Source organism: Petrotoga olearia DSM 13574, assembly GCF_002895525.1.
Taxonomy (GTDB): domain Bacteria; phylum Thermotogota; class Thermotogae; order Petrotogales; family Petrotogaceae; genus Petrotoga; species Petrotoga olearia.
Window position 1 is genome coordinate 28,176 of record NZ_AZRL01000017.1, and the last position, 21,877, is coordinate 50,052.

23 protein-coding genes are annotated in these 21,877 nt (G+C 31.4%); 21 read left to right on the forward strand and 2 right to left on the reverse strand.

Translation table 11 applies throughout. From position 1 onward, the window contains the following. Positions 1–65: 65 nt before the first annotated feature. Complete coding sequence (locus X929_RS06650) at positions 66–554, reverse strand: helix-turn-helix domain-containing protein (RefSeq protein ID WP_103067251.1); 489 nt, start codon at positions 552–554, stop codon at positions 66–68. An 828-nt stretch (positions 555–1,382) separates the two neighbouring features. Between X929_RS06650 and X929_RS06655 the strand changes: the two genes are divergently transcribed. The 21 genes from X929_RS06655 (at position 1,383) to X929_RS06750 (ending at position 20,909) form a co-directional block, all read left to right on the forward strand. Then, positions 1,383–1,589: a hypothetical protein gene (locus tag X929_RS06655; RefSeq protein ID WP_103067252.1), complete on the forward strand. Its 207-nt coding sequence runs from the start codon at positions 1,383–1,385 to the stop codon at positions 1,587–1,589. Between the two features lie 93 nt (positions 1,590–1,682). Next, positions 1,683–1,883 carry a hypothetical protein gene (locus tag X929_RS06660; protein WP_103065614.1) on the forward strand — a complete coding sequence of 67 codons (201 nt, stop codon included), beginning with the start codon at positions 1,683–1,685 and terminating at the stop codon, positions 1,881–1,883. Positions 1,884–1,900: 17 nt separating this feature from the next. After that, on the forward strand, positions 1,901–2,110 hold the full coding sequence (locus X929_RS06665; RefSeq protein WP_103067253.1) for a DUF2922 domain-containing protein: 210 nt from the start codon (positions 1,901–1,903) through the stop codon (positions 2,108–2,110). 331 nt (positions 2,111–2,441) lie between these two features. Continuing rightward, positions 2,442–2,588 (forward strand): hypothetical protein, encoded by a 147-nt coding sequence (locus tag X929_RS09710; RefSeq protein WP_169924995.1) that lies wholly within the window; start codon positions 2,442–2,444, stop codon positions 2,586–2,588. Between the two features lie 478 nt (positions 2,589–3,066). Continuing rightward, the gene (locus X929_RS06670; RefSeq protein WP_103067254.1) at positions 3,067–4,347 is read left to right on the forward strand and encodes an exopolysaccharide biosynthesis polyprenyl glycosylphosphotransferase; all 1,281 of its coding nucleotides are present in this window, start codon (positions 3,067–3,069) and stop codon (positions 4,345–4,347) included. After that, on the forward strand, positions 4,348–5,403 hold the full coding sequence (locus tag X929_RS06675; RefSeq protein WP_103067255.1) for a glycosyltransferase: 1,056 nt from the start codon (positions 4,348–4,350) through the stop codon (positions 5,401–5,403). A gap of 28 nt (positions 5,404–5,431) precedes the next feature. Further along, positions 5,432–6,472 (forward strand): EpsG family protein, encoded by a 1,041-nt coding sequence (locus X929_RS06680; RefSeq protein WP_103067256.1) that lies wholly within the window; start codon positions 5,432–5,434, stop codon positions 6,470–6,472. After that, positions 6,453–7,775, forward strand: coding sequence for a glycosyltransferase family 4 protein (locus X929_RS06685; protein ID WP_103067257.1), 1,323 nt, complete (start codon positions 6,453–6,455; stop codon positions 7,773–7,775). Before X929_RS06680 ends, X929_RS06685 begins: the two co-directional genes overlap by 20 nt. A gap of 24 nt (positions 7,776–7,799) precedes the next feature. Continuing rightward, entirely contained in the window at positions 7,800–8,861 is a 1,062-nt protein-coding gene (wecB, locus tag X929_RS06690; protein ID WP_103067258.1) for a non-hydrolyzing UDP-N-acetylglucosamine 2-epimerase, read from the forward strand. Between the two features lie 67 nt (positions 8,862–8,928). Beyond that, positions 8,929–9,432 carry a winged helix-turn-helix transcriptional regulator gene (locus tag X929_RS06695; RefSeq protein WP_103067259.1) on the forward strand — a complete coding sequence of 168 codons (504 nt, stop codon included), beginning with the start codon at positions 8,929–8,931 and terminating at the stop codon, positions 9,430–9,432. An 80-nt stretch (positions 9,433–9,512) separates the two neighbouring features. Next, positions 9,513–10,997 carry a glycosyltransferase family protein gene (locus tag X929_RS06700; RefSeq protein ID WP_103067260.1) on the forward strand — a complete coding sequence of 495 codons (1,485 nt, stop codon included), beginning with the start codon at positions 9,513–9,515 and terminating at the stop codon, positions 10,995–10,997. 4 nt (positions 10,998–11,001) lie between these two features. After that, positions 11,002–11,973 (forward strand): NAD-dependent 4,6-dehydratase LegB, encoded by a 972-nt coding sequence (locus X929_RS06705; protein ID WP_103067261.1) that lies wholly within the window; start codon positions 11,002–11,004, stop codon positions 11,971–11,973. Between the two features lie 5 nt (positions 11,974–11,978). After that, complete coding sequence (locus X929_RS06710; RefSeq protein WP_245858672.1) at positions 11,979–13,082, forward strand: LegC family aminotransferase; 1,104 nt, start codon at positions 11,979–11,981, stop codon at positions 13,080–13,082. After that, the gene (locus X929_RS06715) at positions 13,075–13,719 is read left to right on the forward strand and encodes an acetyltransferase (protein ID WP_103067262.1); all 645 of its coding nucleotides are present in this window, start codon (positions 13,075–13,077) and stop codon (positions 13,717–13,719) included. Before X929_RS06710 ends, X929_RS06715 begins: the two co-directional genes overlap by 8 nt. Before the next feature lie 5 nt (positions 13,720–13,724). Beyond that, positions 13,725–14,891 (forward strand): UDP-N-acetylglucosamine 2-epimerase, encoded by a 1,167-nt coding sequence (gene neuC / locus X929_RS06720; protein ID WP_103067263.1) that lies wholly within the window; start codon positions 13,725–13,727, stop codon positions 14,889–14,891. Positions 14,892–14,904: 13 nt separating this feature from the next. Next, positions 14,905–15,927: an N-acetylneuraminate synthase gene (neuB, locus tag X929_RS06725; RefSeq protein ID WP_103067264.1), complete on the forward strand. Its 1,023-nt coding sequence runs from the start codon at positions 14,905–14,907 to the stop codon at positions 15,925–15,927. A gap of 3 nt (positions 15,928–15,930) precedes the next feature. Next, entirely contained in the window at positions 15,931–16,650 is a 720-nt protein-coding gene (locus tag X929_RS06730) for an acylneuraminate cytidylyltransferase family protein (protein WP_103067265.1), read from the forward strand. Beyond that, a complete protein-coding gene (locus tag X929_RS06735) occupies positions 16,628–17,665 on the forward strand; it encodes a sugar phosphate nucleotidyltransferase (protein WP_103067266.1) in 1,038 nt (345 codons plus the stop codon). Before X929_RS06730 ends, X929_RS06735 begins: the two co-directional genes overlap by 23 nt. A gap of 144 nt (positions 17,666–17,809) precedes the next feature. Then, positions 17,810–19,216: a lipopolysaccharide biosynthesis protein gene (locus X929_RS06740; RefSeq protein ID WP_103067267.1), complete on the forward strand. Its 1,407-nt coding sequence runs from the start codon at positions 17,810–17,812 to the stop codon at positions 19,214–19,216. A 429-nt stretch (positions 19,217–19,645) separates the two neighbouring features. Further along, positions 19,646–20,209, forward strand: a complete 564-nt coding sequence (locus X929_RS06745) for a polysaccharide biosynthesis C-terminal domain-containing protein (protein WP_245858673.1) — start codon at positions 19,646–19,648, stop codon at positions 20,207–20,209. 175 nt (positions 20,210–20,384) lie between these two features. Next, positions 20,385–20,909, forward strand: coding sequence for a VanZ family protein (locus X929_RS06750; protein WP_103067268.1), 525 nt, complete (start codon positions 20,385–20,387; stop codon positions 20,907–20,909). A gap of 95 nt (positions 20,910–21,004) precedes the next feature. Here X929_RS06750 and X929_RS06755 read toward each other — a convergent pair whose 3' ends face one another. Next, positions 21,005–21,790, reverse strand: coding sequence for an Rpn family recombination-promoting nuclease/putative transposase (locus tag X929_RS06755; protein WP_245858674.1), 786 nt, complete (start codon positions 21,788–21,790; stop codon positions 21,005–21,007). Positions 21,791–21,877 lie beyond the last annotated feature (87 nt).

A 21,877-nucleotide genomic window follows, 5' to 3' on the forward strand; every position in this document is an offset into this window, starting at 1 on the left:
TATATTTATTATCTAAAATCCCGCGACTCGGGCAATTCTCAGGATCCTTACAAAAACAACCCCTCTCAGAAGAATTTGGCATACTTGCTACCTCCCTTATTTGCCGTGAGGCTGTTCTCTGCTCCGTGAACATTATACCGCACTCCCTTATTGTAAACATCTTTTTTCTCCGCCCTCATTTGTCGCGAGGCCGTCTTCCTCATTTGCTGTGAGCCAGTCTTTCCTTGAACCCCTTTCTGGGCGCTTGAGCCCGTCTCTCTTAATTGCACTTCAGGAAACCAAAAAGTACTAGAAAAAGCCTCTTTGCCCTTCACATTTGCCGTAAGGCTGCCTTTCCTTGAACCCCTTTCGGGGCGCTTGAGGCTATCTTCCTCATTTGCCGTAAGGCTGCCTTCCTCATTTGCCGTAAGGCTGTCCTCCTTATTTGCCGTAAGGCCGTTTCCCTTTCGAGGATAGCACGTAATCAATCCCCTATCCTCAAGTTCGCTCAAACACTTAGAAACGGTATTCTTGCTAAAAGAAAGAAGTGAAGAAAGCTTTCGCTCAGAAAACATCAAAGGTCCCTCCCAATAACTCTTATTAGCCTCATAAATCAAAAAGAAATAAAGCTTTGTGGCAGAAGAAGAAACCTTCTCCCTCTCATTTTCCCTGAAGAAATGGTTCAAAAGACTAAAAACATTCACAAAATCACCTCAGCATTCCAAAAATTTTTTTCTTCCCAATAGTAATATCTGCAAAAAAAATAAAAAAATAATTTTTTAAAAATTAAAAATCCTCTAGGGGCGATACGCACCTAAAAAAAATCCTTAAGGGGTGGCGGGCGGGAATAGATAATAAAAAATCGACTCACCTTTGTTTTCTCCCTACAAAATGAGAAAAAATATATTATATATTTTTAAATATATTTATATTAATAACATAAAACCTTATAGGCTGTCCCAAAAATTGACCCACAACTGGGTCAAAATTTGACCCAAAACTGTCCCAATTTTTGACCCAGGTGGATCAAAAATTTATCCTCTGAGGGTGGTGGGCGACGTAATGGGTGGTGGGTGGGAAAAGATTTAAAAAAATCCAGCAAAAAACTCAAAAACTAAGCTCTGAAAAAAAAGGAATCACAAGGGACGAAGTCCCTTTTGCTGATTTGTGCAAAAAGCTCTTTTAGTTTGCTGCAGTGTGCAAACTCGTTTTTAAATGATTTTGACCTTGGATTTTGGGGATTTTAAGGGGTAAAACCCCTTAAAGCTTAGGGATCAAAAGGGGCGAAGCCCCTTAAACCTCAAAGGGCGGTGGGCGGGAAAAGATAATAAAAGATAAAACAGTAAACAATTATTTACCACAATTTAAGTATTCTTACGGATACTATTAGTGGAGGTGAGAAAATGAAAGAAATAGTAGGACTAATACCTGACCTTGTAAAAATGGTGGAAGTACCTGGCCACGGCAAAAAGAAAAAAGAAATCGTTCTAAACGCGGTAAGAGAATTCCTAAAATCCATAGGCAAATACTCACCGATTATGGATCTAATAATCTCCATACTCATCGACGGAGTAGTAGCGTTACTATTCCCAAAACCAGAAAAAGCATAAAATGATTTCTCCCCGGGGAAGTAAAGCAGGGCAAACCAGGAAACACCCCAGAAGGGGTCTAAGGAAACAAAAACACTCAGGAGGTGGTAACACATGGCAATGAATTTAGAATCAAGAAAGGGAAAGATCGTCTGGATAAGCATAGTAGACGGAAAAGAACAAAAAAAGTATAAAACCTACGACTTATTCACAGACGTAGAAGCAGACATAAAAACCGCCTTACAAGGATTAGTCTCACTCTGTGAAAACACCAACGCTGTCTATTACTTCGATGAAAGTTACGAAATAATCTAAAAAGGAGGAAATAGCAAATGAGAAGATTAAGAATGAAATTCTATGACCCATCAGAAGGAAAAAGCAAAACCCTATCAGTTGATGGAGTATTAGAAACACTAACGCAAGCAGAAATAGAACCAATAATGCAAAGCTTGATAGGTGTATTAGTACCAACAACTGCACAAGTAGACGAAGCAGAAATCGTTGAAACAACGACAAACGAAGTATTCAACCTCATTCAATAAAGAAAAGCACTCATGCCTCTTGACGGGGCATGAGTTTTTTTGATATATTAGTATACGCACGTATAATCCACTTTTAAAAAGGGGGGAAACCACCATAAAACATCAAAACTACACAAAACTAACGGACCACGAACTAATAAAACTCTCCAAAAACGGCGACAAAAAATCAAAAGAAACCCTATTTACCAAATACAAAGGCTTTCTTGTCAACGAAGCCAACAAACTCACTCAAAGTTGCGGGATAGACTTTGAAGACAGCTTTGGAAGTTTAACTTACCTATTCTTATGTGCGATTGACAACTTCAATCTCAAAGGAAACTTCACAGGATACATGAAAAAATTCATACTACTAAAAATAAAAAGCGACATTGGAAAAAGAAAAGCAAAAATGCCCTACGTACCAAAAGAATACCCCTTTTACCTAAGAAACTTAGAAGAAATAATGATTGTTGAAGAAGAGATTGCCTACTATGAATAAAGCTCCTTTCGGACAGTTTGCGGGGCAAAGGGGACGCTAACAAAGATCCTTTTCCTCATGGGTGGGCTGCAGAATGAAGAAGTAAAGATTTTCTTCCTTATGGGTGGGGAGCGGGGGAAGGGCGCTAATGAAGATCCTTTTCCTCACGGGTGGGCAGCGGGGGAAGGGCGCTAACAAAGACTAAGCACAGCTTACATAAAAAGCAAAAAAATTAATTCACAAAAGTAAAAATCTGCATTTAAAAAGGGTCACAGGGCGGAGCCCTCCGCCCATTTTAATCCCCATTTAATTAATATTCAGTAAAATTAACTCCACCAAGTGGTCGATTTTTTAAAAGAATATGCTATAATAAATATCGAAAAACAAACAAATTTCACAATTTCAACTTAAAACAACAATTAAGGCTTAATTTTAAAAGACCACAGGGCTTTTATCAAAACAGCAACTCACAACACCTAACAGGGGGTTTGACTCGAAGATGCGAAAAGCAGCGGTTCACTTATTAGACATAGTGCTCATATTCGTTATGAACGCCTTCATATTGAACCTACCAATAACCATCTCAACAATCTCATCTCTAATAATATACCTCGGGATATACTCCTTCAGAACATACGACACAGAAACGATGAAAAGTTACACAGAATCTTTAATAAAAACCACCGTTGGAACTCTTGTGAGTTTCATCGTTATACTAATTATCTACTTCTTCCTCAGTAAGTACTTCAACAGATATTTTTTCCTTACCAACCTATTGTACACAATAACCCTCTTGCCAATAATACACAAAATAGAATATAATATCTATGAAAAACACATGCCTGTAAAAAACTACCTCGTAATAGGCAGAAAAGAAGAAATAGGCCACATAATGGAAGAAATTTCAGAAAAATCGCTCAACAAAATAAAGTTCACACAATACATAAACCCAAACCCAGCAGCACTCGATGAAATAATAAAACAAAACACACAAAAAACATTAACCCAAACAATACACGGCATAGTAATAACAGACCCAGAACTAGAAGAAAGGGTAAAACCACAAATACAAACCTACAAAGCAGAAGGCTTAGAAATTCAATACTTACCAAACATGGTAGAAAAATACCTAAAACGCATACCAATAGAAGTTGCTCAAAAATTCAGAGAGTACTACGAGGTGGTGTTTCAAAACGTTCAACCATCTCCATCACAAAAGATAATTGACAAGTTCTTTGGAACATTACTTTTAATACTATTCTCTCCATTTATGTTGATAATAAGCTTGGCTATACTAATCGAAGATGGCAAACCCATTATTTACAAACAAAAAAGAATGGGAAAAGACGAACAAATATTCATTATCAACAAATTTAGATCCTTGAAAGAAGCAGAAATAGACCCAAACGACCCAAACAAAGATATAGAAAAACGTGTTTTAAAAAGCGGGAAAATAATAAGAAAGTTAAGACTTGACGAACTACCCCAATTTTGGAATATAATAAAAGGGAATATGTCGATAGTAGGTCCCAGGCCAGAAATGCTAGAGTTTCATAACATGATGTCAAACCAAATTCCCTTCTACAATTACAGACTCAAACTAAACCCAGGAATAACAGGCTGGGCACAGATACACTACAAACACACATCAACCATTGAAGACTACATGAAAAAGACAGAATACGATCTGTATTACATAAAAAACAGGAACATATTTCTAGATATTAAAATAATGCTCAAGACTCTTGAAACAATGGTAGGAATGAGGGGGACAAGGTGAATGATCATCAAAGTATTTATATTAATACTTCTAATGATGCCGATTGTTTTAGTAGGGAGTAGTATTTTACACATCTTATTTAAGAAAAATGGACAAATTGTTGTGCATACAAAAGAAAATGAATTAAAATTTGTGAGTGTTCTAGTGCCTGCTTTTAACGAAGAAAGTAATATTGCTAATAAAATAAATAATTTATTATCTTTAGATTATCCAAAAAATAAATTAGAAATAATCATAGGATCAGATGGTTCAACTGATAATACAGTTGCAATTTGCCAGAGATTCGCAAGTAAATTTGATAACGTAATCTTTCTTGAAGAAAAAAGAGGGGGAAAGGCAGATATAATCAATAAATTAGTAACTAAAGCCAAAGGCGAATATGTACTTATTACAGATGCAGACACATTAATAATGAATAAAGATGCTCTAAAAATTGCTCAGTCTCTAAATAAAGATTTTGTTAGTGCTAAACTATCTTACCCAAAAAATAGTTATTGGAGTCTAGACTATGCTATTAGGTCTTTTGAAAGCAAGTTTAATAGGCTTTTAACTTCGAATGGTGCCTTCATGTTTTTAAAAAAAGAATTTTTTGAACCACTTCCCAAATACATTATAGCTGATGACCTTTTTATTCCTTTAACAGTGCTTATAAAAAAAGGGAAAACCGTTCTTTGTGACCAAATATATTGTTCCACAGAAGATGAATCGCTCACTTTCCCAAAATATTTTAACAAAAGAGTCCGTGTAATAAGAGGAGGTTTACAAACATCTTTTTTGTTGTTCGGAAAACTTTTAATAAATAACTTTTTATCAACTATTTTTTTGTTATCTCATAAAATTTTAAGATGGTTTTTTTTGCTTCTTTTATTCCTTAATATATTCATTTTTTTCGGGTTGAAATATTTTTTACTTTCACTATTATTTATTTTTTTGCTTCTGATATTCAAAAAAACGAGGTATTTTCTAATCGATATGATAATTCCATTTTTTTTAATTATAGACATAGCGAAATTAAAGAAGAGAGATTATACCGGTTGGGATACAGAAAGACATTAAATAATTAAATATAGTTAGGGGAGAAAAAATGATTTTAGGGTTTTTATATTCTTTACAACATCTTATATCTATACTCGTTTATAATAAAAAATTTAAATTTTTTTTCATAGTTTCTTCTGTTACTATCTTTATAGTAATATATTGCCTAAAACCTGATACATACGACATACCATCCTACGTTGCTGCAGTAGATTCTCCTTACTTTGAACCGTTATTCTCCTTTTTAATAATACTATTAAGGCCATTTTTTAACAATCGAAACGTAATCCTTGCCATTCAATTTTTGATAGGAGTATTAACGTATCTAAGCATTAAACTATATATTAAAAATTCTAAAAACAAGGTAGATAAATGTATATCATTGATTTTTGCTTTTTTTTCTACCGCCTTTACTTTAGGAGTTAATAATGGGCTAAGACAATACTTGGCGAGTTTAATCGTTTTTATTGCTATTTGGTTTTTTTTGAATAATAAGATAATTTATTCTTTAATTATTTTTGCCTTTGCCCCTTTTATTCATTTGAGTTCTTCAATGTTTTATTTTCTTATTATTTTTATAATTTACTTCGCAAAAAAGAAATATTTTTTTGAAAAAGAAGAACCTTCTTCTAGATTAGAACTCAGTCTTAATATTAATTTAGTAAGGTTGTTATTTCTAACTATTAGTATAGTTCTTATAATATTACTTCCGATTATAATTAGTTATACTCCTTATGCTAGGTATCTTAATTTTAATATTACAGAGGGTAGAGTGGATTTTACAATAAAGTATTTACCTATATTATTGATATTTTTGCTAAGTGAGTACTATTTTGGAAAGATAAAAAAAGAAGATTACATTTTTTCTCAATTAAGGATTGTTAGAGCATTCTTTATAATTTTTATGTTTACGTTCATTTTTTTCAATTCTTTGAATGAAATGGCTTCTAGAATTTTGAGCTTTTATTTTACATTGGAAATGTTTATATTATCTTTATCTTATGTAAAAGGCTATAGAAAAGGTGCTCTAATTATAAACTTAAGTTATGCTTTTGCTATAAATGCAATAAATGTTATTGGTAAAATATGAATTAGATAAAGAAAGGAAGAAAAATTTGAAACAAAAAAAGCTCGTCTTAATTTCTGGGATAATTGGCCCAATGAAGTCAAGTAATCAATCATTTATGAATACAGCAAAAGGATACTTAGACAATGGCTTTAAAGTATATCATTTTGCATTTTACAGCAAAAAAAATCAAAAATATGAATTATCTGCATTGTTAAAATATGAAAATTACAAATTCTTCGGTATACCAAATTTTCTGTCATATTTTGTGAATGGCCGAAGAAAAAAAAAGAATCATAAAAAGAATCATAATTTTTGGCAACTTCCAAATCCAAATGAAATATTAAAACCCCATTCAGAACTAACTAAAAGTCAGTTTATTTTTAAATTATTTTATGATATTTCTGAAAGTTTAAGACAAGTAATAATCACTCCATTCTTAAAACCTGATATTATTTATGCTTATGAAATATATGCCGCAATGCCGGGATACGTGATATCTAAAATCTTAAATAAACCTTTTGTTAAAAGATTTCAGGGAACTTTTATTGATAAAGATAATATAGATTCAAAAACTACTTTATTCCATAAAAAGGCCTACGAAAAAGATTGTACTTTGAACATTATGGCAAATGACGGAACAAAAGGAGATGTGGTATTAAAAAAATTAGGTTTTAAAGATGATAAGATACTATTCTTATTAAACGGTTTAGATGAAAGAATCACCAAACCAGCTGAAAAGATTAAAATTCAAGAATTAAAAGGCAAATTAAATTTAGAAGATAAAGACTTAGTTCTTGGGATATTTAACAGATTTTATCCATTCAAAAGAATAGACAGGGCAGTTCAACTTATAAAGGAATTAAAAAAGGATATTAAAAATCCCCATCTTCTTATTGGAGGCATGAGTGGTCCGATGGAAATCCCTATAAAAAAATTTGTAAAAGATTATAAACTCGAAAATTACGTTACATTCTTAGGTCAAGTTAAATATGACGACATGCTTGCTTATTATCATATTTGTGATGTGATTTTAATATTAAATGATTATGCGAATACTGGGAATCAGTTACTTGAAGCTGCTTATTTAGGTAAGCAAACTATAGCTACTGATGATGGAAGCAATTCAAAAGTTTTGAAATATGATAATATACACTATGTCAAGCCACATAATTTCTTAGAAGAATCTTTAAAAGCTGCTTTAGAAATATATAAAAATAAAGACAGAGTAAAAGAAAAAATAAATGAAGATATATTGACTTGGGAAGAAAGAATGAAAATAGAGATAAATAAAATAGATGAAATTATAGCAAAGTGGGACAAATAATTTCACAAAAATGGAGGAACTATCATGAAACTAATCAGTTTAATAGGAGCTCGTCCGCAGATAATCAAAGAAGCGATTCTAAATAAAGAATTTGAGAAAAAAGGGATAAAAGAAATCTTAGTTCATTCTGGCCAGCATTACGACTTCAATATGTCAGATGTGTTCTTTAAAGTTTTAAACATAAGAAAAGCTGATTACAATTTAGGAGTAGGTTCGGCAACGCATGCCCAAATGACAGCCAAAACGATGATAGAATTTGAAAAGGTTGTATTAAAAGAACATCCTGATATTATATTATTATATGGAGATACGAATACTACATTAGCGGGAGCAATAGTTGGAGCAAAATTAAAGATTCCTGTTGCACACGTGGAAGCAGGGATAAGGCAAGAACCAAAAGACATGCCTGAAGAGATAAATAGAGTATTAACGGATCGTATATCAAAATACCTATTTTGTCCTTCTGAACTAGCTGTAAACAACTTAAAAAAAGAAGGTATTACTGAGGGAGTGTATTTCACAGGAGACATAATGTACGATCTCTTTTTAAAAATGAAACCGTATTTCAAAGAAGATATTATAGACGAATTTAATTTAGAAGAAAATAAATACATAGTCACTACGATTCATAGGGATTTTAATACAGATAGTAAAGAAAAACTAGAGAATATATTGAAAGAGTTAGACAAAATATCAAAAGAAATAAAGATTGTTTTTCCCATACATCCGAGAACCAAAAAGAGAATAGATGAATTCAATCTTAACAAATACACAAAAGATATTCTACTGATAGAACCTCTTGATTATTTAAGTATGATGGGATTGGTACAAAAAAGCCTCCTTGTAATAACAGACAGTGGAGGGTTGCAAAAAGAAACATACTTTGCAGGGAAAAGAGCGATAGTTGTTATGCCAGACACAGGTTGGAGAGAGTTAACACAAGCAGGTTGGAATATACTAAGTGGAACTGATGAAATCAAAAATAAGATGGATTATATAATGAACAACAAAATAGCTTCAAATGTAGAAAACATATACGGAGAAGGAAAAGCAGGGGAAAAGATAGTAAAATTACTAAACATTTGACAAATACCAAAATAATTGCTATAATCATTTTACATTGTTCAAAAATTGAACGAAGGTGTTGAATATTATGCAAGATAATGAGATACTTATTTTAGAAGAATTAGAAAAGAATTCTAATATAACTCAAAGAGACCTTTCAGAAAAAACAGGGTTATCCTTGGGAATGGTGAACATACTTTTAAAAAAATTTATCAAAAAAGGGTTTGTTAAATTAGAAAGGTTGAACAACAAGAGCTTCAGGTACATACTAACCCCAGAAGGATTCAAAGAAAAGAGTAAAAAGACAATCGAATATATGAAGATATACTATAGAAGGACGTTGTTGATAAAACAAAACATAGAAAGAATAATGCAAACATATGGGAGAAATAGAACTTACGTTCTATTTGGGAAAGATAAAGAGATGAAGGAAATAATAGAAGGGATATTGAAAGAGTTGAGGGTTAAATACATAACAGAAAACGAAGTTGAAAAAATAGAAAGTACAAACGTTGTACTATACTGGAATGTTGAGGATGGAGAGAAACTTGAAGGGTTAAAGTGTGAGTTTTTGATGGGGAGAATATTATAGTAATTATTTCCCAGCAAAACACTGAGAAAAAAAGTAAAAGATAATTCTTTAAATATTTTATAGAAATTTTGGTGAATATAATGGCAAATGCACTTGAAAAATTACTAGAAATAGAAAAAGATGAAAAGATACTTGAGTATAGATTCACTTTTGATGACTTCCTAATATGGCCCGTCATTAGATGGACATTGTTTTCACAAGCTATTAACGACTACGAAGAGCAGATAGTAAAGTCAACTCCGAAGATTTCTCAATTATTAAAATATGCCGTTAACGTTTTTATGAAATACCCTTATTTTGTAAAGAATACTGATATAATGTCGTTTGGTACAACAGTTTCAAATGTTTTAAATGATAAGCAATATTTCAATCGAATTCATGATTATTACAATTTTGTATTTCCTGAAAACACCATCTTTTTTGAACTACCTTACAATTTTGTATATAGAAAACCTCGTGCTTTTAAAAATACCTATTATCATGACTATATAAGAATTATGCCAATATTAATGTCCAAATTAAATAAAAATATAGGCCTAGAACAAATGAGAACAATCAATACTTTTGTTGATTATCTAAAAACTAATTTTGATAAGCAAGTTGAAAATTCATTCTACGAAAATATAAAGACCCAACTAATTAAAGAGGAAAAAAGGTTAAAATATAGAAAAAGGTATTTTCTAAAATTGCTGGACAAAATTAAACCGAAGGTATTATTTTTAAATTGTGCTCATTATGGAGGAGAAAGTTACATAATTAAATGGGCTAAAGAAAGGGGAATAATAACTGCCGAATTTCAACATGGCGTTGTTTCAAAGATGCATCCAGCTTATAATTATGGAGATGGAATATTGAATTCTGAGGAGTACAGGAAGTACACACCAGATTATTTCTTGACTTATGGAGAATATTGGAACAAGCAGATAAAAATACCTGGCAATACTTACGTTGTAGGTAATCCTCATTTTCATGAGAGCATAAAAAGATATAAAGACATTAAAGAAGAAAAAAATACAATTTTGATAGTTTCTCAATGGACTTTGACTAAAGAATTTGTTGAAATAGCCAAATATTTAGCCAGCAAATTCAAAGACAAAAAGATAGTTTTCAAAATGCATCCTGGAGAAATGAAAAATTATAATCTGATAAAACTTCTAGAAGCATTTAGAAATATTGAAATTCAAAAAGATGGCGATATTTACGAACTATTAGCAAAATACGAAAGCATAGTTGCGTGTTACTCTACGACAGTATTTGAAGCTTTGGCATTTAACAAAAGAATATACATAATGGATAACAGTTATTCCAAAAATTATATACCAAGAGAAATTGGAATAAGATTCAAAAATTTTCCTGAGCTGAAGGATTTAATAAAAAATAAGGTTAAAAATGAAAATGAACAAGATATTGAATATTATTTCAATAGTAATTGGAAAGCAAATTATAAGAAGTTTATAGAGCAAGAAATAGGTATTACTATCAATAATAAAAATGAAAAAATCTTTTTTAAAATTAGTCAACAGAAACAAAAAGATAGTAAATATTTTGAACAAACGGAGGATTGAATTAATGAAAGTATTAGTTACAGGATCAGAAGGATTTATTGGCTCACACTTAACCGAACTCTTAGTTGAAAAAGGCTTTGAGGTTAAAGGATTTGTGCGGTATAATTTTAAAAATGATTGGGGCTGGCTCGAAAATTCAAAATATAAAAATGAGATAGAAATTTACACTGGAGACATAAGGGATTATGATTCTGTGTATGATGCTATGAAAGACGTTGATGTTGTATTTCATTTAGCTGCTTTAATAGGAATCCCTTATTCGTACATCTCTCCTCTTGCATATATAAAAACAAACACAGAAGGAACATACAATGTATTGGAAGCGGGTAAAAAATTGAATATAGAAAGAATCATTCATACATCAACGAGTGAAATATACGGGACTGCACAATATGTACCGATAGATGAAAAACATCCATACAATCCACAATCTCCATATGCAGCGAGTAAAGCCGGAGCAGACCATTTGGCATTATCTTACTATAGATCCTTCGGAACCCCTGTTACTATTATAAGACCATTCAACACATTTGGTCCCAGACAGTCCGCTAGAGCGGTTATTCCAACGATAATAAGTCAAATTTCGGCAGGGAAGGAACGAATAAAACTTGGTAATTTAACCCCTACAAGAGATTTAAATTATGTGAAAGACATAGCAAATGGGTTTATAACTGTTGGTTTGCATGAAAAAACAATAGGAGATGTGTACAACCTTGGCACGGGGGAAGAAATATCAATAGGAAATTTAGCCCAAAAGATCATTGAATTAATTGGAAAAAACGTTGAAATAATCGAAGATACCCAAAGAGTAAGACCAGAAAAGTCTGAAGTTGAAAGGTTATTATCTAACCCAGAAAAAGCAAAAAAAATTGCAGGATGGGAACCAAAATACTCCTTAGAAGAAGGATTGAAAGAAACAATCGAATGGATCCAAGAAAATCTACAGTATTACAAAACTGACATATATAATATTTAATAGAGGTGGTTTTTATAAAACCGATATTACTTGATGCACCCAATTTAGGGGAATTAGAAAAAAAGTATTTGTGCGATTGTATTGACTCTACTGTTGTTTCCTCTGTTGGGGAAAACATTAGAATATTTGAAAATAAATTCGCTGAATATTTAAAAGCGAAAAAAGCGGTATCAACCCAAAGTGGAACCGCTGCGATTCACCTTGCCTTGTACGAATTAGGAATTGGTCCAGGTGATGAAGTCATCGTACCCGTACTTACGTTTGTAGCAACAGTAAACCCTATAAAATACGTTGGGGCAACACCAGTTTTTGTAGATGTTGATCCTGAAACTTGGAATATTGATCCAAATGAAATAGAAAAACATATAACAAACAAAACAAAGGCTATAATACCCGTTCATTTATACGGAAACCCCTGCGATATGAACAAAATAATGGAAATATCAAAAAAATATAATATACCAGTTTTAGAAGATGCAACAGAGAGTTTAGGGGCAACATATAAAGATAAATTCACTGGGACCTTTGGGGAAATAAACGCATTTAGTTTCAATGGAAATAAGATCATGACAACCGGCGGTGGAGGAATGATTGTAACAAATGATGAAAAAAAAGCCGAACATCTTAAGTTTTTAGTCAATCAGGCAAAAGATAATAACACAGATCATTATTTTCATCCGGAAATAGGATTTAATTACAGGATGACAAACTTAGAAGCCAGCTTAGGCTTAGCTCAATTTGAAAGGCTTCCAGGCTTTCTAAACAAAAAAAGGAAGTTTGCTGAAATATACAAGCAAGGCTTTGAAAACAACGAAAAAATAACTTTTCAAAAGTCTTATGAAGGTGCTATAAGCTCATATTGGTTACCTTCAATAAAAGTTGAATCCCATAAAACCATACCAGAAATTCAAAAGGAATTGAAAGAAAAGGGAATACCAACGCGAAGAATTTTCCCCCCAATCGTAGAATTCCCGCCATATAAAGAATATAAGAAAGAAGAGTACAAAAATGCATATGAAATATATAAAAAAGGACTAAATTTACCAGGTTCAACGATGAATGATGAAGAACAAATTGAATATATAGTAGAGGTTTTAAACAATGTCTAATAGTATTGTGCTAGTTGGTGGAGGTGGCCATTGTAAAGTAGTACTTGATGTAATTAAAGAAAATAATTATTACGATGAAATCTTTATAAGTGATTTAAAAGAAAATATTGGTAAAGAGATATTAGATATTAGAATAAAATATGTGGACGAGCAACTAGCAGATTTGTACAATAAAGGAATTAACTTTGCATTTGTTTCAATGGGGAAGATAAATATTAATGACCAGAGAATGAAATTATACAAAAAAATCAAAAATATCGGTTTTAAAATTCCAACAATAATTTCAAAGTCTTCCAACGTTTCTATTTATACAGTAATAAGTGGGGGAACATTTATTGGGAAAAACGCCATTGTTAATCCGGGAGTTAAAATTGGCGAAAACTGTATTATTAACACAGGTGCAATTGTAGAACATGACTGTATAATTGGGGATAATGTGCACATAGGGCCAGGTGCAGTTTTGAGTGGGGGAGTAAAAATTGGAGAAAATTCATTTATTGGAACAGGGGTTACAATAATACAAAATACAAATATTGTAGGGAATACTTTAATCGGAGCAGGAGCGGTGGTAATAAAAAATATAGCAAGGTCAGGAGTATATGTTGGGAATCCGGCTAAAGAAATAAGGAAGGAATAAAACACATGAAAAAAATATGTTTTTTTACAGGAACTCGAGCTGAGTATGGACTATTATATCCTTTAATGAAATTAATAAAAGAAAAAAATGAGTACGAACTTCAAATAATTGCATCTGGAATGCATCTTTCACCCGAATTTGGATTAACTTATAAAGAAATAGAAAAAGATGGCTTTAAAATAAATGAAAAAATAGAGATACTTATGTCAAGCGATTCAGACATAGGAATTAATAAAGCAATAGGTCTTGGTTTAATAAGTTTTTCTGAGACGTTAAAACGTTTAGATCCTGATATATTAATCATACTTGGAGATAGATTTGAAGCACTTTCAATGGCTATCTCTTCTTATATAATGAAAATACCTATTGCTCACATTCATGGAGGAGAAAGAACTGAAGGAGCTATCGATGAAGGGATTAGACATTCTATTACAAAAATGAGCTATTTGCATTTTACCTCTACGGCAGAATATAGGAAAAGGGTTATTCAATTGGGGGAAATTCCTGAAAGGGTTTTTAATGTAGGGGCAATTGGATTAGACAATATTAAAAATTTAAAATTATTATCTAAAGAACAAATAGAAGAAACGCTTAATTTTAAATTTGGCGATAAAAATATTTTGTTTACTTATCATCCCACCACATTAAACACCGATCAGTTGGAAGAAGAAATAGAAGAAATTATGAAAGCGTTAGAAAAATTAATTAAAATAGGATACAAAATTATAATAACAAAAAGTAATGCAGATGAAGGTGGAAGATTTATAAATCAATTTATTGATAAATTTTCTGTAAAGCAAAAAGATAAAGTATTTGTATCTACGAATTTTGGAACGTTAAAATATCTGTCTATTATGCGTTATGTAGATTTCATTTTGGGAAATTCTTCAAGTGGAATTGTAGAAGCTCCATCGTTAAAAGTTCCAACAATAAATATCGGAGAAAGACAAAAAGGTAGAGTTATAGGAAATAGTATAATAGACGTGAAACCATTGGAAGAAGAAATACTCAAAGCGGTAAGTATCGCTCAAAATATGGATAGAAAAAAAATCAATAATCCGTATGACCAAGGTGGGGCAACTCAGAAAATTTATGATATTTTAAAAGATTATCTTGAAAATAATAAAATAAATATAAAAAAAGAATTTTATGATATAAAATTTTCTATATGAAAGGAGAATTCCTATGCTAAAAAGAGGAGTTTTTATTATTGCAGAGGCTGGAGTAAATCACAATGGCGATATAAACTTAGCATATAAACTAATCGATGAAGCAAAAGAAGCTGGGGCAGATGCGGTTAAATTCCAAACATTTAAAGCGGAAAAAGTCCTTTCCAAATATACAAAAATGGCTGATTATCAAAAAAAGAATTTAGGAAAAGAAGTGTCACAAATTGATATGGTAAAAAGTCTGGAATTATCATACAATGATTTTGAAAAATTGAAAAATTATTCCGATGAGAAAGACATAATTTTTTTGTCTTCGCCTTTTGATGAAGAAAGCGTGGATTTTTTGGACAAATTAGTACCATATTACAAAATCCCTTCAGGGGAAATTGTGAATTATCCGTATCTAAAGCATATTGCAAGTAAAAATAAACCAATAATAATGTCCGCGGGAATGGCCAACTTGTCGAATGTAGAAAAGGCTTTAGATACAATATATTCAGTGAATAACACCGTAGAAATTTATTTACTTCATTGCACCACTAATTATCCCTGTCCATATGATGAAGTTAATCTAAAAGCTATGTTGACGTTAAAAGACGCTTTTAAGCTCCCTGTAGGATACTCTGATCATACACTTGGAATAGAAGTACCTATAGCAGCAGTTGCTTTAGGAGCTCAAGTAATAGAAAAACATTTCACTTTAGATAAAAACATGCCAGGACCTGATCATAAAGCTTCTTTAAATCCCGCCGAATTAAAAAGCATGGTAAAAGCAATTAGAAATATTGAAATTGCCTTAGGAACTGGAATAAAAAAACCCAATAAAAGTGAAGAAGAAATAGAAAACGTTGTTAGAAAAAAATTAGTAGCTTCAAGAGATATAGAAGCTGGAAAAATCATATCAGAAAAAGATATTGCTATAAAAAGATCTAATGAAGGACTAGTCCCAGAGTTTTTAGACATTATAGTTGGTAAGAAAATAATCAAAGAAATAAAAGAAGATGAAGGTTATACTTGGCAACATTTTATGGAGGAATAACTCGTGTATAATAATAAAAGTTTTTTAGCTATAATTCCTGCAAGGGGTGGATCAAAAGGAATAAAAGATAAGAATATAATTAATCTAAAAGGTAAACCATTAATAGCTTATACTATAGATGCGGCAAAAGAATCTCAGGTATTTGATGAAATTATAGTTTCAACGGATTCTTTAAAAATTGCTGAAATATCAAAAAGTTTTGGTGCCAAAGTCCCTTTTCTGAGACCAGAGAAATTGGCCAGTGATAATGCTAAAACTGTAGACGTCATTATTCATGCCTTGAATTATTACGTAAATAAAAACATAGAATTTGATTATTTTATGTTATTACAGCCAACATCGCCTTTAAGAAATTCCAAAGACATTAAAAATGCTGTTAATTTATTGTTTGAAAAAAATGCTAATTCAGTAGTTAGCGTTTGTGAGACTGAACATTCACCATTATGGAGTAATACACTTCCAGATGATTTGTCACTTGCAAATTTCATCAAACAAGAAGTAAAAAATATACCAAGACAGGAATTGCCAAAGTATTACAGAATAAATGGAGCTATATATATTTCAAATGTTGATTTTTTCATTAGAGAGAAAGATTTTTATGGAGAAAAAAGTTATGCATATATAATGCCACCTGAGAGATCTATAGATATTGACAACTTGGTCGATTTGAAATTAGTAGAGATATTGTTAGGAGGCGTCTATGAAGATAAAAGAGATCAATGATTTTACTTTGATAAGTAAAGATGCAACTATGGATCATATAATTGAGAATTTGAACAAATCAACTTATAAAATACTTTTTGTTTCTGAAAACAACAAAATCCTTGGCACCCTTACTGATGGAGATATTAGAAGATATATTTATGATAAAAAAAACAACTTATCTAAGTTAAAAGCTAAAGACATGATGAATTCAAAATTTAAATATATATATGAAGATGAATATGAAAAGCTATCCTATAACGATCTTCTAAAATACAATGTTGAGTACTTGCCAGTTTTAAACAAGAACATGGAGATTATTAAGGTAATAAGAATCCCCATAAATTTTCAAGAAATATCAAAACTAAAAACAAAAGTCTTGATAATGGCTGGGGGGAAAGGTACAAGGCTTTATCCTTTAACTAAAGTTGTTCCTAAGCCTTTGGTACCTTTTAGAGATAAAACAATAATAGAACAAATAATGGAGCAATTCATTAATTCAGGATTCGATGAATTTATTTTAAGTGTGAATTACAAAAAAGAACTTATTAAAAATTATTTTATGGACTTAAAGTATGACATTAAATATATTGAAGAAAAAGATTTTCTTGGAACAGCGGGGAGCATATCTTATCTAAGGTTTTACGATATAACAAAACCTTTTTTTGTTGCAAATTGTGATGTTTTATTGAATATAGATTTTTCCGAAGTCCTTGAATATCATTTAAAGGAAAATGCTGATATTACCATTGTTTCTTCAAAAGAAAATATCGATGTTGCTTACGGAGTAATAAGATTTGACGAAAAGAACAATTTTTTGCAAATAGATGAAAAGCCTAACTACGAATTTTTTGTAAATACAGGTATATACGTTCTAAATCCAGAAATAATAGAGCTGATTGAGTTAGAAGAAAAGATAGATATGCCTGAATTATTAAAAAGGGCAAGGGCTGCCAATAAAACCATAAAAGTTTATCAATCAAAATCAAAAATGACCGACATTGGTCAATGGGAATATTATAAAAAATTTTTGTAGTTGAAACAGTACAATAGTTTGCGAATTAAAAGTTCGTTTTTAAAACTGAGCAAAATTATGGGAAATTTAGTTTTTTCACTTTTTAACACGTTAAAAATATAGAAATCTTTCAGGAAAAAGAAAGTAATATGAAGAAGGTAGAAAATGATAGATTCAATTAAAAAGATAATGAACAATAGGGTAGTTAAAGCTGGTAGTTGGTATACTTTTACTAATTTTTTTACAAAAGGTGTCGCTTTTCTAACTATCCCTATCTTCACAAGATTATTAACCCCAGCCGATTATGGTGTTACTTCATTGTATACCTCATGGTTATCGATCCTAACTGTAATTATAAGTTTAGACTTAATGGGGAGTATAGGAAGAGGAAAGTTTGATTTTAAAGAAGATTACGATGGTTTCGCCTCATCTGTTGCTTTTTTAGGTTTTTTGAGTTTTTTAATATTTTCAATCATTTTAGTTATATTTAGAAATGCATTTAGTGCTTTCATGGGGTTAGACCTTCCATTGTTTTATATTTTAATTTTCCATTCTTTTTTTGATTTTATTCTGAATTTTACAAATGCAAAATTTAGATTTGAATATAAATATAAGATAGTGTCTATGGTTACAATTTTGACTTCTTTAGTGGGAGTAGCATTATCAATCTATTTCATTTTAAATATTTTTGAAGCAAACAGAGCTCTTGGAAAAATAAGTGGTCAATTTCTTCCTATAAGTATTATAGGTTCTTTTTATTTTATCTTTTTATTATCAAAAGGGAAAAAATTTATTAATTTAAGGTATTGGAAATATGCCTTATTATTGTCAATACCTTTAATACCTCATAATTTATCAGGAATAATCAATGCACAGTTCGACAGAATAATTATTGACAAATTTTTAGGTAGCACTCCCACAGGAATTTATAGTTTTGCCTATAATGTAGGGATGATTGTCACCGTCATATTAGTAGCGGGTAATACTGCATGGATTCCTTGGTTTTATGAAAAAATGGAAAACAAGGAATATTTAAAGATAAAAAAAAGAGGTAATTTGTATCGAGACCTTTTCACCATGGCTTATGGAGCCATTTTGATGTTTAGCCCAGAACTAATAAAAATAATGGCTGATGAAAGTTATTGGGAAGGTCTTATAATAATTCCTTATGTTTTTGGAGCGTATTATTTCCAATTTTTATACACCTTTGAAGCGAATGTAGAATTTTTTCTTAAAAAACCCGCATTAATTTCAATTGGGACGATACTTTCTGCTGTGATAAATGTAGTTTTGAATATTTGGCTAATTCCTATTTTTGGGTATATTGCCGCTGCAGTTACTACTTTAATATCTTATATTTTTTTATTTATTTTCCATTATCTTATGACCAACAAGATTATCAAGAAAACTGTTTATGGAATAAGGTTCCATTTGATATCAATTCTTTATGTTACAATAATTACTTTATATTTCGTGCTTTTTCAGTCGATGCTTTTACCACGATTGATAGGTCTTCTAGGAATATTAGGTTACTTTTATTTTTCTTCGTTCAGAAAATATTTGAAAGATTAAAATACTTAAGTCCGGTGTTATATCTAGCATAATACTGCTTTTTCAACCAAATTATGACTTAATTACCCCCCTTGCGTAATATAATCATTGAAAAATCATTTGCTAACTTCGAAGCACAAAATTAAGAGTTAGATTGGGAATCACAGATAAAGTTTGAAGAACGGATAAAAAGAACGGTATCTTTTGGAAAGAGCTTTCTTTCGTTCTTTTTGGGGATTATACTCATTTTCTTCCGATTTTTCTGTTGGGGGTTACTATATTAATTGGTGTTTTAGAGAGATTTTCTACATTGGCTGTTCGTATGAAAAAAAGAGGTATTGCGTTTTCTACGTTGAGGGTAATAAGGGGTTTACTACGTTTTGGACTCCCGTTTCTTACGAGAGTTATGAAAAAGAGCCCGAGAGTAAGGGGATTTTTGAGAAGGCTTCTGTGTTTATTGCTGCTGCGATGTTTGTGTTTGGATTGCTGTTAGTTGTCTTTAAAGATGTGATATTTTTGCTTTTAGAAAGCTCTTATAGGGAGGCTGCTGGGATCAGCTCTTTTTTGATTTTGATGCCTATTATGTATACTGTTTCTGAAACAACGGTTGTGGGTATCAATTTTAAGAAAAAGACATATTGGCATATGTTGATAGCAAGTGTGGCAGCAGGGGTTAACGTGTTTGGGAATTTGATGCTTGTTCCTGTGTATGGTGCAAAAGGTGCAGCATTTTCTACAGGGGTGTCGTATATAGTTTTCTTTTGTATGAGGACGTTTATATCTAAGAGATTGTTCCCTGTTAATTATCATTTGGCTAAATTTTTTATCAGTACCTTTGTTTTTGTGATCGTTGCTTTTATAAACACTTTTGTTCCTAATATGGTTTATCAGGTTGTATCTGCTGTTTTGGGTTTGATCGTTGTGATGTTTGTGTATAGAGATCAGGTGAAATATGTGTTTGATTTAGGGATTGATTTGATGAGGGAAGTGAAGGAGAGGGTTGCTAGCAGGTGAGAAATTAGCGCCCTTCCCCCGCTGCCCACCCATTTTTAAGGAATGGGCCCTACGGTCCCTTAAACTCGGGGGAGTAAGGGGGTTACGACCTCCAGCTTGTCCATCTTAGGCCACCTAACTTACTTTGGGGGTATCATTTGAGGTGGTTTTGTTATAGAATTAAACAGGTGATTATATGGAAAGAAGAAAATATATAATAATATCATTAATTTTTTTAATTTTTTGGGTTGGAGTTATTTTGTTTTTTGGAACAAGAAATCCAGAGGAATCTTCAAATCAATCTTATTTTGTCTATAATGTTATTAAATCAATAGATAATGTATTTGATTTTTCAGATACAAAATGGTTTAGAGAGATAGAAGTATTTTTAAAGAAGTTGTGGCTTGGAGATCAATATGCTGATTCCATAGCACTTGTTAGAAAAAGTGCGCATTTTGGAATATATTTTATACTTGGTGTGTTTTCTTGGTTGTTTGGATATTTGTATTCAAAGAGATTATTGATAGGGACTTTACTTGGAGTATCTTTACCAGCACTTATAGCTGCATTAGATGAATATTCTCAAGAGTTTGTTGGCAGAGGTTCTTCATTGAATGATGTTCTTATAGATATTTCAGGAGCTGTTTTTGCTAATATAATAATTTTGGTAATTTATGTGGTTTATAAGATTTGTAAGGAGATTTATCTAAGGTATAAATAAAACGCTATCCATTTTTAGATAGCGTTTGAAGTTACTAAATGAAAAGTGTACCACCCTATCACACAATTCCTGTATAATGAATTTGGTAAAAAAGATTATTTCAATATTTCTTTTAATTCTTCCATGGTTATTTCTAGTAAATTATCTCCTATGTAATCTATCGTTTTTTCATCCGCTTTTCTTATCTTATCTTTTATCTCTTGGGTTAATTCGTTACCAAATCTTTTGTTTAATATTCTAATTGCAAATTCTCTTTCTCCTTCAAGTTTTCCTTTTTCCATTCCTTCATTCCTCAGCTTTTCAGCTATTGTCATAACTATTTCACCCCTTCCAGGCATTATTTCTTTTTGTACCTTTAATATATCTTCTATCGTTATATCTTCCCTTACGTTTAGTAGGTAGATCATACACCCTTCAAACCATTCATGTACCTGTTCTTCTGGTAGTTGGTTTATGTATGCGAATACTATTGCTAATCTTTCTTTAAATTCTTTTTCGGTCATTGCCGTTCCTGCTCTCATTGCTTCTAATGCAACTTTCGTCGCTGTTAATCCTATTATCCTTTTTTTCCCTTTGATTGAGAAGTCACATATTTCATATCGGTATGTAGGTAAGTATGTTTTTAGTTCATTTGGTAAATCTTCTATCCCTTGTACCATATTTGATAAGTTCGTTTCTACGTTCCAGACTTCTCTTCCATGGTATATTACCATCGGTATTATTATCGGAACCTTTTTTGTTTTGGGATCGTATTTTTCTTCCCATATGCTCGTAATGTATCTCAACAGTTGAAAGATTACTTTCCCTTCAATGTAGCTTTTGTGTTCCATTAGAATGTATATATAGCCATCTTGTCCTTTTATCTTTGTTTTGTACAACATAATTATACCATATTTTGAAGGTGAGCTATTTTATTATCCAACTCTTGTTTAATAGTTTTTATAGCGCCCTTCCCCCGCTCCCCACCC

Excerpts from the sequence above, each read along its gene's own strand:
- X929_RS06650 (WP_103067251.1), bottom strand. The coding sequence starts at position 554 with ATGTTTTCTGAGCGAAAGCTTTCTTCACTTCTTTCTTTTAGCAAGAAT.
- X929_RS06655 (WP_103067252.1), top strand. The coding sequence starts at position 1,383 with ATGAAAGAAATAGTAGGACTAATACCTGACCTTGTAAAAATGGTGGAA.
- X929_RS06660 (WP_103065614.1), top strand. The coding sequence starts at position 1,683 with ATGGCAATGAATTTAGAATCAAGAAAGGGAAAGATCGTCTGGATAAGC.
- X929_RS06665 (WP_103067253.1), top strand. The coding sequence starts at position 1,901 with ATGAGAAGATTAAGAATGAAATTCTATGACCCATCAGAAGGAAAAAGC.
- X929_RS09710 (WP_169924995.1), top strand. The coding sequence starts at position 2,442 with ATGAAAAAATTCATACTACTAAAAATAAAAAGCGACATTGGAAAAAGA.
- X929_RS06670 (WP_103067254.1), top strand. The coding sequence starts at position 3,067 with ATGCGAAAAGCAGCGGTTCACTTATTAGACATAGTGCTCATATTCGTT.
- X929_RS06675 (WP_103067255.1), top strand. The coding sequence starts at position 4,348 with ATGATCATCAAAGTATTTATATTAATACTTCTAATGATGCCGATTGTT.
- X929_RS06680 (WP_103067256.1), top strand. The coding sequence starts at position 5,432 with ATGATTTTAGGGTTTTTATATTCTTTACAACATCTTATATCTATACTC.
- X929_RS06685 (WP_103067257.1), top strand. The coding sequence starts at position 6,453 with ATGTTATTGGTAAAATATGAATTAGATAAAGAAAGGAAGAAAAATTTG.
- wecB (WP_103067258.1), top strand. The coding sequence starts at position 7,800 with ATGAAACTAATCAGTTTAATAGGAGCTCGTCCGCAGATAATCAAAGAA.
- X929_RS06695 (WP_103067259.1), top strand. The coding sequence starts at position 8,929 with ATGCAAGATAATGAGATACTTATTTTAGAAGAATTAGAAAAGAATTCT.
- X929_RS06700 (WP_103067260.1), top strand. The coding sequence starts at position 9,513 with ATGGCAAATGCACTTGAAAAATTACTAGAAATAGAAAAAGATGAAAAG.
- X929_RS06705 (WP_103067261.1), top strand. The coding sequence starts at position 11,002 with ATGAAAGTATTAGTTACAGGATCAGAAGGATTTATTGGCTCACACTTA.
- X929_RS06715 (WP_103067262.1), top strand. The coding sequence starts at position 13,075 with ATGTCTAATAGTATTGTGCTAGTTGGTGGAGGTGGCCATTGTAAAGTA.
- neuC (WP_103067263.1), top strand. The coding sequence starts at position 13,725 with ATGAAAAAAATATGTTTTTTTACAGGAACTCGAGCTGAGTATGGACTA.
- neuB (WP_103067264.1), top strand. The coding sequence starts at position 14,905 with ATGCTAAAAAGAGGAGTTTTTATTATTGCAGAGGCTGGAGTAAATCAC.
- X929_RS06735 (WP_103067266.1), top strand. The coding sequence starts at position 16,628 with ATGAAGATAAAAGAGATCAATGATTTTACTTTGATAAGTAAAGATGCA.
- X929_RS06740 (WP_103067267.1), top strand. The coding sequence starts at position 17,810 with ATGATAGATTCAATTAAAAAGATAATGAACAATAGGGTAGTTAAAGCT.
- X929_RS06750 (WP_103067268.1), top strand. The coding sequence starts at position 20,385 with ATGGAAAGAAGAAAATATATAATAATATCATTAATTTTTTTAATTTTT.
- X929_RS06755 (WP_245858674.1), bottom strand. The coding sequence starts at position 21,790 with ATGTTGTACAAAACAAAGATAAAAGGACAAGATGGCTATATATACATT.